Annotated in this window: 16 protein-coding genes; 7 read left to right on the top strand and 9 right to left on the bottom strand. The window is 64.0% G+C overall.

Features of this window, described 5'->3' with window-relative positions:
• Nucleotides 1-3 precede the first annotated feature (3 nt).
• The 6 genes from QJT82_RS00440 to QJT82_RS00415 form a co-directional block, all read right to left on the bottom strand.
• Entirely contained in the window at nucleotides 4-756 is a 753-nt protein-coding gene (locus QJT82_RS00440; RefSeq protein ID WP_028345309.1) for a class I SAM-dependent methyltransferase, read from the bottom strand.
• A complete protein-coding gene (locus tag QJT82_RS00435) occupies nucleotides 753-1,565 on the bottom strand; it encodes a hypothetical protein (protein ID WP_028345310.1) in 813 nt (270 codons plus the stop codon). Before QJT82_RS00435 ends, QJT82_RS00440 begins: the two co-directional genes overlap by 4 nt.
• Before the next feature lie 13 nt (nucleotides 1,566-1,578).
• A complete protein-coding gene (locus QJT82_RS00430; RefSeq protein ID WP_028345311.1) occupies nucleotides 1,579-3,852 on the bottom strand; it encodes a polysaccharide biosynthesis tyrosine autokinase in 2,274 nt (757 codons plus the stop codon).
• A gap of 129 nt (nucleotides 3,853-3,981) precedes the next feature.
• Nucleotides 3,982-4,647, bottom strand: coding sequence for a hypothetical protein (locus QJT82_RS00425; protein WP_245288966.1), 666 nt, complete (start codon nucleotides 4,645-4,647; stop codon nucleotides 3,982-3,984).
• 58 nt (nucleotides 4,648-4,705) lie between these two features.
• Nucleotides 4,706-6,220 carry an O-antigen ligase family protein gene (locus QJT82_RS00420; RefSeq protein ID WP_259244313.1) on the bottom strand — a complete coding sequence of 505 codons (1,515 nt, stop codon included), beginning with the start codon at nucleotides 6,218-6,220 and terminating at the stop codon, nucleotides 4,706-4,708.
• A 31-nt stretch (nucleotides 6,221-6,251) separates the two neighbouring features.
• Nucleotides 6,252-7,364, bottom strand: coding sequence for a polysaccharide biosynthesis/export family protein (locus QJT82_RS00415; protein ID WP_018270685.1), 1,113 nt, complete (start codon nucleotides 7,362-7,364; stop codon nucleotides 6,252-6,254).
• A gap of 297 nt (nucleotides 7,365-7,661) precedes the next feature.
• Here QJT82_RS00415 and QJT82_RS00410 point away from each other — a divergent pair, with 297 nt between their 5' ends.
• The 5 genes from QJT82_RS00410 (at nucleotide 7,662) to QJT82_RS00390 (ending at nucleotide 11,134) form a co-directional block, all read left to right on the top strand.
• Nucleotides 7,662-7,967, top strand: coding sequence for a hypothetical protein (locus QJT82_RS00410; RefSeq protein WP_155258886.1), 306 nt, complete (start codon nucleotides 7,662-7,664; stop codon nucleotides 7,965-7,967).
• A gap of 106 nt (nucleotides 7,968-8,073) precedes the next feature.
• A complete protein-coding gene (locus QJT82_RS00405) occupies nucleotides 8,074-8,358 on the top strand; it encodes a hypothetical protein (RefSeq protein ID WP_155258887.1) in 285 nt (94 codons plus the stop codon).
• A gap of 107 nt (nucleotides 8,359-8,465) precedes the next feature.
• Nucleotides 8,466-9,749 carry a hypothetical protein gene (locus QJT82_RS00400; protein ID WP_028345316.1) on the top strand — a complete coding sequence of 428 codons (1,284 nt, stop codon included), beginning with the start codon at nucleotides 8,466-8,468 and terminating at the stop codon, nucleotides 9,747-9,749.
• A gap of 7 nt (nucleotides 9,750-9,756) precedes the next feature.
• On the top strand, nucleotides 9,757-10,533 hold the full coding sequence (locus QJT82_RS00395) for a metallophosphoesterase family protein (RefSeq protein ID WP_028345317.1): 777 nt from the start codon (nucleotides 9,757-9,759) through the stop codon (nucleotides 10,531-10,533).
• Between the two features lie 16 nt (nucleotides 10,534-10,549).
• Nucleotides 10,550-11,134: a hypothetical protein gene (locus tag QJT82_RS00390; protein WP_028345318.1), complete on the top strand. Its 585-nt coding sequence runs from the start codon at nucleotides 10,550-10,552 to the stop codon at nucleotides 11,132-11,134.
• Nucleotides 11,135-11,163: 29 nt separating this feature from the next.
• On the opposite strand, the gene QJT82_RS00385 is transcribed toward QJT82_RS00390, so the two are convergent.
• The gene (locus QJT82_RS00385; RefSeq protein ID WP_245288968.1) at nucleotides 11,164-12,582 is read right to left on the bottom strand and encodes an undecaprenyl-phosphate glucose phosphotransferase; all 1,419 of its coding nucleotides are present in this window, start codon (nucleotides 12,580-12,582) and stop codon (nucleotides 11,164-11,166) included.
• Nucleotides 12,583-12,701: 119 nt separating this feature from the next.
• Here QJT82_RS00385 and QJT82_RS00380 point away from each other — a divergent pair, with 119 nt between their 5' ends.
• Nucleotides 12,702-13,007, top strand: coding sequence for a hypothetical protein (locus QJT82_RS00380; RefSeq protein ID WP_028345320.1), 306 nt, complete (start codon nucleotides 12,702-12,704; stop codon nucleotides 13,005-13,007).
• A gap of 13 nt (nucleotides 13,008-13,020) precedes the next feature.
• Here the strand turns inward: QJT82_RS00380 and QJT82_RS00375 are convergent, their stop codons facing one another.
• Nucleotides 13,021-13,395 carry a helix-turn-helix domain-containing protein gene (locus tag QJT82_RS00375; protein WP_028345321.1) on the bottom strand — a complete coding sequence of 125 codons (375 nt, stop codon included), beginning with the start codon at nucleotides 13,393-13,395 and terminating at the stop codon, nucleotides 13,021-13,023.
• A gap of 670 nt (nucleotides 13,396-14,065) precedes the next feature.
• On the opposite strand from QJT82_RS00375, the gene QJT82_RS00370 reads away from it, so the two are divergent.
• Nucleotides 14,066-14,254 carry a hypothetical protein gene (locus tag QJT82_RS00370; protein ID WP_028345322.1) on the top strand — a complete coding sequence of 63 codons (189 nt, stop codon included), beginning with the start codon at nucleotides 14,066-14,068 and terminating at the stop codon, nucleotides 14,252-14,254.
• Nucleotides 14,255-14,440: 186 nt separating this feature from the next.
• Here QJT82_RS00370 and QJT82_RS00365 read toward each other — a convergent pair whose 3' ends face one another.
• Nucleotides 14,441-14,650: a hypothetical protein gene (locus tag QJT82_RS00365; RefSeq protein ID WP_016841790.1), complete on the bottom strand. Its 210-nt coding sequence runs from the start codon at nucleotides 14,648-14,650 to the stop codon at nucleotides 14,441-14,443.
• Between the last annotated feature and the right edge of the window lie 636 nt (nucleotides 14,651-15,286).

The following is a 15,286-nucleotide window of genomic DNA, read 5'->3' as shown; positions in this document are numbered from 1 at the left end:
GGCTCAGCGGTCCCGTGGCGGCGCCGCGTCGTGCCGGCAGATCGCCCCGCAATGATAAGTCGCAAGCCGGGTCGCGAACCCTGGGCTGACCGACAACAGCGACTTCCGCACGATGCTCTTCGCGAGCCCCTTCATCCGCGACGAATGAAAAGCATGCACCGGCAGGCTGTGGTCCCAGGTGCCGAAGTCCTTGACCTTGAGCCCCACGGTCTCCAGCAGCAGCCGAAACGTATCGGGCGTGTAGAAATTGATATGGCCGATGTCGAGCGTCGATTGCAGCGCCCGGCGACTGGTCCGCGCGTGCAATTCGCAGGGCACCTCGACATAGATGAAGTCCCGCGAGACGCGGGCGAGCTCGTAAAGCAATGCGCGCGGTTCTGGCACGTGCTCCAGGACGTGGCTGGCATAGACAAGGTCGAACGATCCGTCGGCGAACGGGATCGTCGCACCGTCATAGCTGGACCAGCGGAATGGAGCTGAAGCTGCGCCGTCGATCTCCAGATTGGTCGCGGGATCGATCACGTCGATGCCGGTGAAGTCGCGGCCGACGCCGATCGCCGACAGCCGCGCCAGCACGGCGCCGGTGCCGCAGCCGACCTCGAGCACATTGCCGACCCTCGCGGCGGCTGCACCGAGCAAACCGGCGATATGATCGGCCTTGTCGACCGCGCAGACGCGGCGCCAGTCGCGCTCCTGTGCCGAATAGATGCCCTCATAATGCGCGTTGTGCTGTCCGACGCAAAATTCTATCGTCATGGCCTAGCCCTCGCCTCCGGCGGCATTGGGGCAAGCTCGTCGAAGCGGTCGTTCGATTTGTGCTCCCAATTGCGCCGTTCCGCCGGCGAGCGGCGGTCGAGATCGTATCCAATGTCGGCCATGGTGCGGGTCAGGATGTCGACGTTCCGTTGCGGGACAGCCGCGAGGCCGGCCAGCAGCTTGCCACGGTGCGCCCAGCCCGGTCCCTTCAGGAGATCGATTGCCTCGGTGTACAGTTCGGTCTTCACGAGACGCGCGAACTCGGCAATCACGTCGGACGAAAGGTCAGGCGGCAGCGCGTCGAACATTGCGAGCGCCATCGCGCTGCGCTTGACCACGATCCAGCCCTCGTTCGGTCCGAGCCGGTACGACACCCGCAGCAGGTCGAAATTGGCGTCGCTCAAACCCTGCCTTGTATTACGAAGCCAGAACAGCACGAGCCAGAGATAAGGATCGGCCGGCGCGCAGCCGAGCGATTTGCGGACAGCGTCGTCGAGTTCGCCCATCCGGGCATCGACCTGCTCGCCGGATGCGAGCGCGTTCTCGGCGCGCCGCAGCCGGATCACCGCCGCGCTGCGATCGATGGCCGGCATGCAATCCTTTTCCGCCACGGCGCGCGACAGCAACGGACCGAGGTCATCGAGCTCGGCGTCGCTGACCGGTACGTTGCGAAGGATCAGGTCCTTTGCGCCGTCGAGCCGGGTCTGGTCGACAAAGTCCGGCAAGGTGGTCGTGCCCCAGGCGACGGACGAGCACGCGAGCGCGGCCAGCAGGCCGCGCGCAAGCCAGGCGGCTGCGCGCCCGGGCATCCCACCGTGCGTCTCAGTCGGTGTAGCCATATCGCCCATAGTGCGAGTTGTAATAGTAGTTCTTGCCGCCATAGCCGCTATAGCGGCTCATCGCGGCAATATCGGCCTTGTTGAGCACGACGCCGAGCAGGTTCTCGTTGACCGCTCGCGCGCTGCGCAGCGCGCGCTCGACCACCTGCACCTGGGTCTTGCCCCATTCCACGATGAAGACGAAGGAATCGACGAAGTGTGCGGTGATGCGGACATCGACCACCGGCGTGAGCGGCGGGAAATCGACGATCACGTAGTCATAGTGGCTGCGGGCCCCGTCGATGAAATCCCTCATCTGGTCGGAGGCCAGCACGTCGTGCGAATGCGCGATGCGCGATCGCGTGGCGCCGGGCAGGAAGGCGAGGCCGGTCTCGGGATCGCGCCATAGCGTGTCCTGCAATGTCGCATTGTTGGACAGCACGTCGAGGATGCCGCGCTCAGCAGTCGCGGCGACCTTGCGGCTGAGCGAGGGATTGCGCAGATCGCAATCGATCAGGAGCACGCGGGCCCCGCTCTGGGCAACCAGTTGCGCAAACACGAAGGCCAGCGTCGACTTGCCCTCGTTGGGAAGCGCGGAGGTCAGGCCGAGGATCTTTGACGGCTTGGTGACGTTGAGGTCGGCATTGACCTTGATCGAGCGGATCGCTTCCGAGAACCGCGAGAACGGCGAATCGATCGCCGCCCACAGCACCGGCTCGTCGCCGCGCCGGATCGTGCGCGGACCGATCGGCAGATTGGGACGACCGGCGACCGGCGCCTTGATCTGGCCCGGCGAGACGCGCGGAACGATGGCGATGCAGTCGGCCTCGAGGATCGTCTCGACCATTTCAGCGGTGCGGAACACCCGGTCATAGAGGTCGCGCAACACGCCGAGCCCGAGCCCGGCGATCAGGCCGCCGAGCGCCGAGAGCGCGAGCACAACCAAGGTCTGCGGATGGCTCTTGCTGAGCGGACGCGAGGCACGGGTGATCACCCGCGCCTCGCTGACGGGGAACGACTGCTGCTGCACATTTTCCATGTAGCGCTGCAGGAAGTTGTCGTAGAGCGAGCGATAGGTCTGCGCCGAGCTCTCGAGCTCGCGCAGCGTGACCTGCGCCTGGTTGGTGGACTGCGACTGCGACACCGAGTCGTTGACCGCGCGCTCGATCTCGTTCTGGCGCTGCAGGGCGATCGCATAGTCGCTCTTGTAGCTTTCGGCGAGCCGCTTCAGCTCGTCCACGATCGACGACTGGATCTCGCGCATCTGGTTGCGCAGGTTGACGGCGGCCAAGTGATTGTAGCCATAGCGCGACGACCAGTCGGCCTCGCGGTTGGCCAGCTCGAGATATTGCGAGCGCAGCTTGGTGATGACCTGGTTGTTCAGGGTATCGGCCACCGTCGCATCGGGGACGCCCCCCTTCACCACCGCCTCGATGCGGTCGAGCTTGGCCTTGGCGTCGGTGACCTGCGACTTCACGTGGAGCAGCTGGGTGTTGAGCTCGCCGAGCTGCTGCTCGTTGAGCAGCTTGCCGCTGGAGGTGACGATGTTGTTGGTCTTCTTGTAGTCGAGCACCGCGCGCTCGGCGTTGGATGCCTGCGTGCGCAGCTCCTGGATGCGGTCCTGCAGCCAGACGCTGGCGCGTCGCGTCGCCTGATACTTGGAATCGAGCTGGTCGACGATGTAGGCGTCGGCAACGGCATTGGCGATCTGCGCCGCGCGCTCCGGATCGAGCGAACGGAAGCTGACCTCGATCACATAGGTCATGCCGCGGCGGCGGACGTCGAGCTGCTTCTGGAAGGCGCGAACCGCGCGCCGGGTCCGGTCGAACTCGGTGGGCGGCGCGCCGCCGGCGAGCAGGCCGGACACGAAATCCAGCACAGCGCCCGCCGCGCCGGCCCTCGAGCCGACGAATTCCGGATCCTCGTTGAGCTTGAGGTCGCGGATCACCGCGAGCGCCACATTCTCCGACTTCAGGATTTCGACCTGGCTCTCGACCGCGGCGGAATCGACCGGGGCCTCGCTCACCGGCGATTGCTGCTGGAAGGCCTGGAATTTGCGCGTGTCGATGATCATCGTGGCGAGCGCCGTATAGCTCGGCGCCGCCGTCATCAGATAGCAGATGCCGCCGAACAGGCAGAGCGCGGCGGTCCCGAGGATGACCCAGTATTGCCGGAGCAGATAGGTGACGAAGGCGTCGAAGGTTTCCGCCAGCGACGGCAGTTCAGCCGGACGATTTCTTAAGTCGACGGACGGCGAAATCTGGTTGCGCTGAAGCATCTCGTCCTATCGCCGCGCCGGCAGGCCGATGCCTGCCCTCGCGCCCTCCAATGATCCTGCGAAGCGTCCCGCCGCCGACACCGAAGCGCGTTGCTGCAGAGAGTTCTCCATTGGCGATCGGAAGCCCGCTCAGGGAGTTACTGTTGAAATGAGGGTGGTGCCGGTGCCCGTGGCCGTACCGGTCGTCGTGCTGCCCGAACTGCTGACCGACGAGGTGAAGCTGAAGATGCCAGTGTTCACGCTGTTGCCGTCGATGGCCTCAAGCGTGCCAGCTCCGGCGCCGCTGGCGCCCAGCGCGCTGGTCTGGCCGCCGGATGCACCGGCGCTACCCGCGCCGCCGGCGCCGGTTGCGGCGGTGCCGCTGTCACCCGACGCAGCGGCAAACGCCATCACGGTGTCGAGATCCTTGGTGTCGGCAATCGCCTGCTGGATGCGCGTCGCGTAGGGCTGGTTGCTGCGCACCACGATGCGCGCGGCCTGGGCGAGACCGGCGGCGATCGCCGTCTTCTGGTCCTTGCTTGCCTTGGCGAGCAGCGCAATCAGCGGATCGAGCGATGTCGGATCGTTGAGGGCGAAATCGCGCGCCCGCGAGGTCAACTCCACGCCCGCGTTCGGATATTGGGTCAGCAGCTGCTCCGGGCTGGCCTTGAAATTGGTGACCGCCTGGGACAGCTGGATCAACCCGCCAGGTGTCTCCGCCAGCGCCGCACCACCGGGTGTCGCGAGCACCAACATCACCACCAACGTCGCCAAGCGCGGGGCGGAAAAGCCGCCAGATCGCTCAAATGTGAACACAGCTATCTCCCTAACGAATACTAACAGTTCGTTAGCATAGTCAGAGTTATCGCGCCAATTAAATAGCCTCGCCGGCAGCGCCCCCGCTTCGGAGCGCCAAATCAACGTTAACCGCCCGCCCGACCGTAACACCGGCGTCACGATTGGAGCCGCCACCGGCGCCGCCCCCGCCCGAGCGGAAGGATTGCGACAGGCCTGCCCCGAGCAGGGCCGCGATTACAACGGCATAGCCGGTGATCTGGAGCGAGAAATCGATCATCGAATGGAGCGCGCCGGCGGCCGATGCGCAGAGCGCCGCGAGCGGCACGATCACGTCGCGGCGACGGGTCCGCACGCCATGCGCGAGCACGCCAAACGCTGCGAGCAGTGCGATCATGGCGGCGCCGGCCATTAACATTCCGCCGTCGGACGCCAGTTCGAGCCAGCTGTTATGCGCCCGGTTCCAGGTCCCGCGCAGCGAGATGTCGTCGGTGCGATAAGCCGGATAGACCCATTCGAAGGTCCCGAAACCATCGCCGAGCCACGGATGATCCCAGATCATCCGCAACGTTGCGCGATAGGTCGAGAACCGTCCCTCGTCCGACAGGCCCATCGTGCTGAAGCGCGCGCCGACACCGCCGCCGAGAAGCTGCAGCAGTGCCAGCGCGACCAGGCTGCCGACGCCGAGTGCCACGATCATGCCGTAGCGGCGCGGCACGCGGTTGCGAAAGAAGATCGCGGCAGCTGCGACCGCAGCGAGCAGCGAGATCCCGACGCCGCCGCGCGAGCCGGTCAGAAACATCGCCAGCAGGCAGGTGAACCAGCCGAACGCATGGCCGGCGAGCCGGTGCCGCGCCGGCATATCGACACGCGCGAGCAGCCGTGACAGGCTGGCGCGGCGCGACGGCCAATGCCGCTCGATCAGCTCGCAGCCGAACAACAGCCAGATCAGCGCACAGCAACCGTAATAGATGCCGGCAGTGTTGCGATTGACGAACGGAGATGTCAGCCACGCCAGGTGCGCCTGCTTCTCGTGCAGCAGGTAGATCCGGGTGGGATCGATCGCGAAGGTGATGATGCCGCAGATCGCATAGACCAGGCCCGCCGCGGCCACCGCCCGCAACAACCCGCGCGCCAGTCCGCGGTTGGCACCGAGCACGACGCCGATGGCGAAGCTGAGCAGGCAAACGATTCCGACGCCGATCGAATAGAACGGCTGACCGCGCGCGATCGACACGGCCGGCGGCAACTCGGCAGGCAGCAATTTGCCGGCCTCCGCCCACAGCGCGTTCGGCGCCACACCTGACCAGGGGCGGAGCGCCGACTGCTCGTGCAGCACCAGCATGGCAAGCGCTGTCAACAGCGCCGTCACGGCGAGGATCATGAGCTGACTGCCGCGCAGGCGCATCGGCAACACCCCGAGTAGTGCAATCCCGAGCAGGATCGACCAGATCGCGGGCGCAACGGTGCCGACCGAGCCGAGCGGCAGCGGCGCCAAAGCGACGACGGCGCAGAACAGCCACGACGACCAGCGCACCGGCCACGGCAATGCCGTCGCCTCGCCCAAGCCGGAAGCAAATCGCAAACGTGTCATGAAGCCGGCCGTGCCGGCTCACGCCCCAGTATCAGGGCGCAAGCTTGATCGAATTGCGAAGTAAGGTTGCGTTGTAGGCGGCCACGATCGGATCGTTCACCGTTGCGGTCACGAGGCGGATCTGCTGCATCACCTTGGCGTCCTCGACGGATGCCGCGTTCGACGCATAGAGCACGTCCTTGTTGCGCAACTGGAAACGCGTGGCCAGAAAATAGCCGGCCGGATCGCGGAAATTGATGTTGTAGACGACCGGGATGATCGGCCCTGAATATTTGCTGACGTCGACGCCAAGCTTGGCGGCCACTTCCGGCAGTTCGCCGCGATAGACGAACACCGAGGCCGGATCGGCCGAGGAGTCGTTCAGGCCGCCCGCTTTGGCGACCGCTTCGGCGAGCGAGATGCGCCAGGCCTCGAAATTGAACTGGCCCTGCGCGCCCGAGGCGCCGAAGGCGACGAAGGTCTGCGGCTCGCGGTAGACATAAATGGTGTCGCCGGGATGGGCGTAGATGTTGCTCTTGGGTTCGTAGACCAGCTGACCGAACGGCACCGTAGTACGTTTGCCGTCGCGCTCGAGCATGACCCATGTGTCAAAGCCCTGCCCTTTCGGGCCGCCGGCGCGCGTGATGGCGTCGAGCACGTGCTCACCCGCTGCGTTGGCGGGGAAGCGGTTCGGCGAATTGACCTCGCCGAGCACGGAGATCAGCGAGGTGCGCTGCTCGATCAGGGCGACCACGGCCTGCGGCTCGATCGCGCGGTTCTTCAGCGCATCGACGATCGAGCGCTGCACTTCGGTCGGCGTGCGGCTCTTGGCGCGGATCGCGCCAGCATAGGGCACCGAGATGTTGCCGTCGGTATCGACGTTCTGGTTCGGCAGCGTGATGTAGTTGCCGGGACGCACGCCGGCCTCGACCGGAATGAACAGACCGCCGGCGGCGGCCTCGAAGATCGTGACGCTGACGACGTCGCCGATGCCGAAGCGGATATCCTTCGGCGGCGGGCCCTGAATGCCGCCGGCGAGTTGCGGCGCGAATGACGCCAGCACGTTCTCGATCTGCGGTGTAATCTTGACCATCGCATAGGGCAGGCTTTCAGGATCGCGCTGCCCGGCCACGACATCGGAGCTCGTCGGACCGTTGGTCGGCATGTAGTGGCAACCGCTGACCCAACAGGCGGCCGCAAGCAATAACATTACCCGAATGAAAACCGCACGCGACATTTAAATACCCCGGCCGTGCCGTAACACGCCAACTATCATAATCACAAGGTTCCACGATATATTGCGATGCAATTGATAAATAATGTTAGCGAGGTGAGGCAATTCGGCGACACCGGCGCACCGCCGTGAGACAAAGCCCGGCGCACCGTCAGTCCGGCTTTGATTTCGTCCGGTGTTCCCGTTATCTGTGAATGAGATGGTTTGAGTTAACCGATTGAGGGTTCGATGACCCGCATGAAGCCACCGGCGATCGCGTTGGGAATGGTCGCCTTGCTGCTGGGCGGTTCTGTTGGCAGCTCGGTTTTTGCCGCAGAACTAAGCGTTTCCCCGGCCCCGCGCGCCGTGCAACGGGTCGGCGGCAACTGTCAGCGGCTGCAATATTGTCATGGCGACGTCTGCCAGTGGAAACGGGTTTGCTGGCACGGCTGTCCCGATCGCTACTCCTGCGCGCCGCTCTACGGCGCGTATGGACCATACGGCGGCCGCGATTATTGGGCTGCCTATAGTTACGGCGATCTGCGTCCGTTCTGAATGTTAATCTATTAACAAACCCACTGGCCATTCGCGCGTCGATCGGCACCGCGCCGGCCCGCTTGCGACGTGCGGGTTAACCCCGGCTTAGGCCCGGCCCGCTACCATGCGGGCGCAGGGTTTGGTTATGTTATTTGTTTTCCTTGGCAATTTGATCGGCGGCACCGTTCTCGGGCTGCGCCAGCACTGTCTGGTGCTGGCGCCGGTGGCGCTCGCGGAGCTCGCGCTGCTGGCCGCCATCGGAGTCGCGCGCCTGTCGTGGTCGGAAACCGCGCTGCTCATGATCACCGCGATCGTAGCGCTGCAAGTCGGATATCTGGCAAGCACCTTCGCGCCGCTGTTCTGGTCTCGCAGCTCGACGCCACGTCTCGCCCTGCGCCGTTCGCAATAGCAGGGCATAACACTGCCCTTTGGCGTGGCCGATTTCCGTTGACCTCGCGGCAAGCCCGGGGCATCCCGCTGTCTTGCGTCTCATCCTCCGCAGGACCTCCCCCTCTCGTGTGGAACGTCACGGCTTTCATCTGCATCTTGATCGGGGCGTCGATTCCGCTGGGTCTCATCGACGCATCGCTCGCAACGGGTCCCGTCGGCGCGGCGACGTCGCTCGGGCTGCTCGCAAGCCTCGTGGCGATCCGTCCAGGTGAGCTGTCGTTCCTGAAGTCGGTCGCCGGTCCTGCTGTTGCGGCGGCGCTTCTGCCGATGCTCTGGATCATCCTGCAGATGCTGCCACTGGCTTCCTTGGCACATCCGGTGTGGAAGTTCGCCGGCGAAACACTGGGAGCACAGCTCAGCGGCAGCATCACGATCGACACCGGCGCAAGCCTCGGCGCGCTGCTGATCTGGCTGTCACTCACGTCAGTCATGATCACCGCCGCCGCGATCGCGATCGACGCCCGCCGCGCCGATGTGGTGGCCCGCACCATTGCAGCAACGGCGGCCGTCGCGGCCCTGATCCTGCTGCTATCAAGCGATCCGGTCAAAGTCTGGCTTGGCAATGCGCGCGATGAGACGGCAAACGGATTCCTGGTCGTGGTTCTCGTTGGCGTTCCGCTCGGCCTTGCGCGCGCGCTCGACGTCGGCGGACACGCTGACGGCCGCACCGCAGCCCAATTGACGCGGCTGCGCTGGCTACTCGCCGCCGGCGCGCTGTTCTGCGCCGCCAGCGCCTGCTGGTACGGAGGGCGCGGCGCCGCGATCGCACTTGCCGCGGGCATCGCCCTTGTCCTGATGACCTTCGCCGCGCGGAAACTTCATCTGCACCGCTGGAGCAGCGCTGCTGCTGCGGCAGCGATCGCGCTGATCGCCCTGGCGACGGCGATCGCCAACCGTCATCCCGACGTGCCGCTTGCGGTCGCCTTTGTTCACGCACCGTCCGAGTTCGTGCAATCGACCCACAATCTGCTCGCCGACCTGCCCGCGCTCGGCAGCGGCGCCGGCACCACGGCAATGCTGGCGTCGACGTATATGGACTGGCAGGGCGCCACCACGCGGCCGGTGGTTGCGACCAGCGCGGCGGCCTTGATCGCCCAGTTCGGTTCCGCCATGTTCTGGACTTTAGTCGCGGCTATCATCGTCGGCATCGCAGCGTTCACGGCCGGCGCGCGCAACCGCGGCCGCGACTGGTCCTACCCTGCATCGGCCGCAGCCGTCCTGCTGACGCTGCTGCTTGCCAGCTTCACCTTGCCGGAATTGCCGGCGCTGCCCGGAGTGATCGTGTTGGGAGCCGTGATCGGAACAGGACTGGCACAGCGGATCAGCCGTTCACGGTTGCAGGCGGGCTAGGCGCCAGATGCGCAGCTTCCTCCAGCGTCTTGTCGGCCAAACCGGCGATCGCGAACATGAGGGCGACGAGACCTGCATCTACGCCGTCGGTGATATCCACGGCCACGCCGACCTGTTGCACGAGATCTGCGCCCGCATCGATGCCGACATCGGTCGGTTCCGGCCGGCGCGACCGATCCAGGTGTTCCTCGGCGACTATATCGATCGCGGACCGGATTCGCGCGATGTCATCGCCATGCTCGATCAACGCCGCCGCACCCGCAGCATGGTCTGCCTGCTCGGCAATCACGAGGCCTGCCTGCTGGAGTTTCTCGTCAATCCCGACATGCTCGCGCAATGGCGGCAGTTCGGCGGCTTGCAAACGCTGATGTCCTACGGATTGACGCCCTCGCCCAATCCCGACGCCTCCGAACGAAGGGCGCTCGCCCGGCAGTTGATCCGCGAGATGCCGCCGGCTCATCTCGCCTTCCTGCGCTCGCTGCCGCTCTGTTATGTGCACAAACGCTACTTCTTCGTCCATGCCGGCGTCAGGCCCGGCGTCGCGCTCAACCAGCAGCGCAAGGAGGATCTGCTCTGGATCCGCGACGACTTCCTGATGTCGGAAGATGATTTCGGCAAGGTCGTGGTCCACGGCCATACGCCGGTGCATGAGGCCGAGCTGCTGCGCAACCGCATCAATGTCGACACCGGCGCCTATGCGACCGGCCGCCTGACCTGCGTCAAGCTCGAGGGAGCACGGCGAACCCTGCTGATGACCGGCAACCGGGCCGCGCGCCATGGCTAACATGATGGCTAACACGATGGCTGACGCGATCGGCCGGAATGCGAGGCGCCTATCGCCTGCCTTCGTGCCCGCCGCCGCCGCGATCGGCGCGGCGACGCTGGCCTTGTCGGCCTGGTGGCTTGCCGCCGATGCATTGCGCGGCAAACCGGCGATCGCCGCAGAGGTCGGCATGGTCCGAGGCGAGCTGTGGCTGCGCGACGGCTGGAGCGAATTGCAGACGTCGCCGGAGGCGGCCGAAGCCGCGTTCACGCGCTCGCTTCGCCTCTCGCCGATGGACGCCGGCGCCTGGTTCGGCCTCGCCTCGGCAACGGGACGGTTCGATTGGCTGAACCCGACCGCGTCGAAGGCGCTGAAGATGTCCTACTACACCGGCTTCAACCGCAGCGACCTGATCGCGCCGCGCCTGATCCTGCTGGCGCAGGTCGACACCACGCGCGATGTCGAATTGGTCGATCTGCTGCAGCGGCAGATCCGCCTGATCCTCACCCGCGCGCCGGAGTTGAAGGGAGCGATCGGGCAGGCCTATCGCGTGGCTGGCGACGCCAACCGGCGCATCATCGAGGCGGAATTCAAGGACGCCAACCAGAGCATTCCGGAGTAAAGGCCCGCCTGGAGCCGGATGCCCAGCCGTCAGATACCCTTGTGACGCAGCACCGCGCCGACCGTGCGCAGCAGGATGCGCAGGTCGAGCACGAAGCTCCAGCTCTTGATATAGATGAGGTCGTGCGCCACGCGCAGCTGCATGTCCTCGATCGCCGGCGTCGCGCCGCGCAGCCCCTGCACCTGCGCGAGACCGGTGATGCCGGGCTTGACGTGCTGGCGCTGCGCATAGGTCGCGATCAGCTTCGAATATTTGTCGTCATGCGCCAGCGCGTGCGGCCGCGGCCCGACCAGCGACATGTCGCCGCGCAAGACGTTCACCAGCTGCGGCAGCTCGTCGATGCTGCGGCGGCGCAGCGTCGCGCCGATCCCGGTCAGTCGCGGATCGTTCGGGCGGGCCTGCGTGATGACATCGCCATCCTCGAGCACGTGCATCGAGCGGAATTTGAGGATGGTGAATTGCTCGCCGTCGAAGCCGTTGCGGCGCTGTCGGAACAGAACCGGCCCCCTGGAGTCGAGCTTGATCGCAATCGCCGTTCCGATCAGCAGCGGCGCGAACAGCACCAGGAGGCCGCTGGATGCCACGATGTCAAACAGCCGCTTGCCGGCGCGCTCGAGCGAGGTAAGCGGCGAGCGCTGCATTTCCAGCGTCGGGATCGGGCCGGTCGCCACCATCCGCAGCACCAGGAATCGCTCCGCGGTCCGGTCCGGCAGCAGCCGCACCGGCAGCGGCGATGCCCGCAGCTGATCGCACACGAACTGGATGCGCGGCTCTTGCTGCCAGGGCATGGCCAGGATGATCTCGTCGGCGCCGCACTCGCGGGCTGCACGAATGGCAGACGCGACGGCGGCCCGGTCGCCGGCGTCGTCGGACGATCCGGAGAGCTGGACCCGTCGCACCTCGCTGAGGCCGAAATCGCTCAGCAGGCTCGCTTGCCGCACCCGGGACAATTCGTCCGCCATCCCGACCACGACCGCGCGGCGCGTGGCCAGCATGCCGCGGTCGATCGCGCGTTGCAGCGGCGCCTGCAGCAGCATCCGTCCGGTGACCAGCCCGAGGCCGCCGATCACGCCAAATGACATCACCGATCCGCGCGAGACGCCGGAACCCACCTTCAAAAGGAAGATGATCAAGGTCATCAGCAGAACGACCAGCAACCATCCGCCGAGCAGACTGCTCCAGCGCCGGTCGAGACCGGCCAGCACCTGCGCATTGTAGAGGCCCTGCGACTTCGCCACGAACATGTGAAGGATGGCGGCGAGGACCCCGATCCCTAGAAAACCCTCGAAGCTGTTGCTATAAACCGTGTGGTAGTAAAAGAGGTGATAGGCCGCGCCGCCAACGATGCTGGACAGCACGACGATTATCATCTCGAAGGCGACGGCAAACACCTCGAGAGAGGCGAAAGCAAACGAGAAGGCGCCGAAGTTAACCGGTACCTTCGCCAATCGAGCGTCCGAAAGGTCGGTCATCGGGAATTAACATTCGTGTTAACAATTCATATGTGTATTATCAGGCGGGTCGTGAGCTCGCAAGACCTGCTGCGGATATCGGATAGAGAGCGCGCATGAGTTCATCGGCTGGCGAAACCGAGGCCGCGCTGGTGGCCCTCCTCCATCTCATCCGCCTGATGGGCGCCGAGCTCGTCGCAGGCCAGCACCGCGACGACGTCGAGGTGCTGGTCAAGGCGATCGAGACCAAGCTGCGCGCGGCCCGCTTCCCGGCCGACATGCCGAATCAGGACATCGTCAAAGGTCTGGACCTTGCACAGGCCAGACTGCGTCCGATCTTCGAAGAGCTGCGCGCAAGGTCGGAGAAGGCACATCTGAGCGACCAGCTGCTGCTGGCTCCCAGGCCTCCACGCATCCATTAACGGATAGGTTACGTCAGCTTTGGGCTTCGCCACGGCGGGTCAAGCCGCTCCCGCCGCTGGACCTGAGCGCAAGCTTCTCCTCGATCTTCATTTTCTCGAGCAGCAAGTCGGTCACGATCCGGCGCAGCCGTTCATTTTCCAGCCGTAATTCATCAATACGGTTATGGACAGGGGGGATCCCATCTCGATCATCGGTGCGAGCGGCGAATTCGGTAACAGTACCATTCGCCTGGTGGCCACGTGCGGCCTCCTGCTTGCGCCAGCGATGAAATGTCATCACGCTAACGCCCAGCACCTTGCACGCTTGGGCCTGGGACTGCCCCCGCGCCATGAGTTCCTCGGCCTGTTTGACCTTGGAACTGATCTCCTCAGTAGAATGACGCCTCATTGGTCATCTCATTGCCCCCTAGATTAGCAATCATCGCATGGCCTATAAGCTATGTAAATGCAACAGGAAATTCAAATTGAGGGTTTCCCGGGGGCCTTTCGGGAGCCTCGAACTTGCCGGTCGGCAGCAACACATAGTGCGAAGAAACGCCGAAGCTGCAAGGTATTTACCGGAATATACGGGGAATATTCCTCCGCTGAAAGGGCCCGATAAAAAAAGTTATACGACTTTCTGTGTATGAGAGTTTGATCTGGATAACTGGCGCACTGTTTGCATTCTCAAACGGGAAGCAAATGAGAATATTCAATCGGTCCCTCGACAGATTGTGAGTGCGCCATGCCTCGCCGCGATAATCGCCTCATCGGCCAAGCGCAACTTTCACAAATTTCTAACAAATTAATCCCGCAACTTTCGCGTCCGGCCGCTTGCGGGCGTACACGCCCAGCAGTAGTTACTAGGACGTTAGGTGTCATGAGGGTTTCAACATATTTGAGGATTATTTTCACGAGACCTAACGCTCATAACTCGATCCACGAATTATCAATTAAGCGCTTTCCCACCCAAGGCCATCAGGCGGAACCACGTCCGCCCGATAATCCACGAACCATTCTGCGCTGACGCTTGTCAGAGCCAGTCTCTGATCAACATTGTTTTTGCGAGGATCGACACCATGGCGCGTCTCAAGGTCTTCGAGGGGAGCCAACCCGCGTCCAGCGAGGCGGCCGACATCCTGGAACGCCTCGTCGCAGAGAATTGCGAGCTCCGGCATACCGCGGTCGAACTGGTCTTGCAGAATTGGATCCTGCGCGAGCGTCTGTCCGATGTCGGGGCGCACAAGTCCGTGCCGCAGGAACACTGACCGCCCCAACCCTCACGACCGCGATTGTCCGCAGCAACGTCCGCCAGCTCGCCTGAACGAGCATTGGGCCGGTGCATTCTTCAATTTAGAATTGAATTGTCCGCAGCTGCAGGCGCGCCAGCATGCTCGCCGGATTGGCGAGGACGTGGCCGCATATTTTGCCGGTGAGAAATAGGCTGACGAACTTCAGCTGTGAACCCGGCGCAGCGCGACGCGCGGGGTATTCTGCTCACGAGACATTCCGAACGACCGCGACGAGCCCGGGCGTTCCTGGATTTCACGTAACTCAGCGATATCAAGCATCAGCGCAACGACTTCGTTGCGCAGCGATTGATTGGTCGCGAGCAACGCCTCTTCGATCGGCTGATGCAAATGTTGAACTTTGTGCTGCTTCATGGCGCGCCCTCGCTCTGCGGTTAAGGGTATGAGCGATGTGATTGAAGTTTCGATGACAGGGTTATTCCGCGCACATGGAAGGCGGTTAATGGGGCAGGTTTGCGACCAACGCGGCTCCGAGTTAAATTTTCTCAATCAGGTTCCACAACCTGATCGCGAAGCGCTCGATCGGCGGCCTTTGATGTGTCGTACCGATGAGTTGGCAGCGGCAGCGATAAGGCGCGCGGCTGGACAACGCGGCTCAATGTGGGTCAGAAGCTCTACCAAGCGCATGATATTGCTTGGTGATCATTGATGGCTGCCGTGTCGTGCAATGCTGAACGCGCATTGTTCGGCTATCACAATGTCGCCGTGTTACCGCGATCGCACGTAAAAGGACGCGTTCAGGTGCACACAAGATATTCCACCAAGCCGCTCCCTAGACGCAAAATCTGCTGCTGCCATGTCCATCAAGGATCGCAGAGTGTTTCGACCGGTTGCGAATATTGAAGCGGCTGACGGTGTCCTGAAGCGCTCGAGCAACCTTGCGAAATGAATTCAACGCTGGACATCGGATCAAGCGCGATTTCGCCTCCGCCTGCCCCAACCGCGCTAACGCTATTCTAATTCAAATGAGCGGGATCGAAGCGTCCGGCT

Origin of the sequence: Bradyrhizobium sp. Mp19 (genome assembly GCF_029952935.1) — a bacterium.
GTDB lineage: Bacteria > Pseudomonadota > Alphaproteobacteria > Rhizobiales > Xanthobacteraceae > Bradyrhizobium > Bradyrhizobium elkanii.
Note: the sequence above shows the minus strand (reverse complement) of the source record. Positions and strands in the feature narration are given on the sequence as shown.

Bases quoted from the DNA above. Each gene is read 5' to 3' on its own strand.
- QJT82_RS00440 (WP_028345309.1), bottom strand. From the start codon at position 756: ATGACGATAGAATTTTGCGTCGGACAGCACAACGCGCATTATGAGGGC.
- QJT82_RS00435 (WP_028345310.1), bottom strand. From the start codon at position 1,565: ATGCCCGGGCGCGCAGCCGCCTGGCTTGCGCGCGGCCTGCTGGCCGCG.
- QJT82_RS00430 (WP_028345311.1), bottom strand. From the start codon at position 3,852: ATGCTTCAGCGCAACCAGATTTCGCCGTCCGTCGACTTAAGAAATCGT.
- QJT82_RS00420 (WP_259244313.1), bottom strand. From the start codon at position 6,220: ATGACACGTTTGCGATTTGCTTCCGGCTTGGGCGAGGCGACGGCATTG.
- QJT82_RS00415 (WP_018270685.1), bottom strand. From the start codon at position 7,364: ATGCCGACCAACGGTCCGACGAGCTCCGATGTCGTGGCCGGGCAGCGC.
- QJT82_RS00410 (WP_155258886.1), top strand. From the start codon at position 7,662: ATGACCCGCATGAAGCCACCGGCGATCGCGTTGGGAATGGTCGCCTTG.
- QJT82_RS00405 (WP_155258887.1), top strand. From the start codon at position 8,074: ATGCGGGCGCAGGGTTTGGTTATGTTATTTGTTTTCCTTGGCAATTTG.
- QJT82_RS00395 (WP_028345317.1), top strand. From the start codon at position 9,757: ATGCGCAGCTTCCTCCAGCGTCTTGTCGGCCAAACCGGCGATCGCGAA.
- QJT82_RS00390 (WP_028345318.1), top strand. From the start codon at position 10,550: ATGGCTGACGCGATCGGCCGGAATGCGAGGCGCCTATCGCCTGCCTTC.
- QJT82_RS00380 (WP_028345320.1), top strand. From the start codon at position 12,702: ATGAGTTCATCGGCTGGCGAAACCGAGGCCGCGCTGGTGGCCCTCCTC.
- QJT82_RS00375 (WP_028345321.1), bottom strand. From the start codon at position 13,395: ATGAGGCGTCATTCTACTGAGGAGATCAGTTCCAAGGTCAAACAGGCC.
- QJT82_RS00370 (WP_028345322.1), top strand. From the start codon at position 14,066: ATGGCGCGTCTCAAGGTCTTCGAGGGGAGCCAACCCGCGTCCAGCGAG.
- QJT82_RS00365 (WP_016841790.1), bottom strand. From the start codon at position 14,650: ATGAAGCAGCACAAAGTTCAACATTTGCATCAGCCGATCGAAGAGGCG.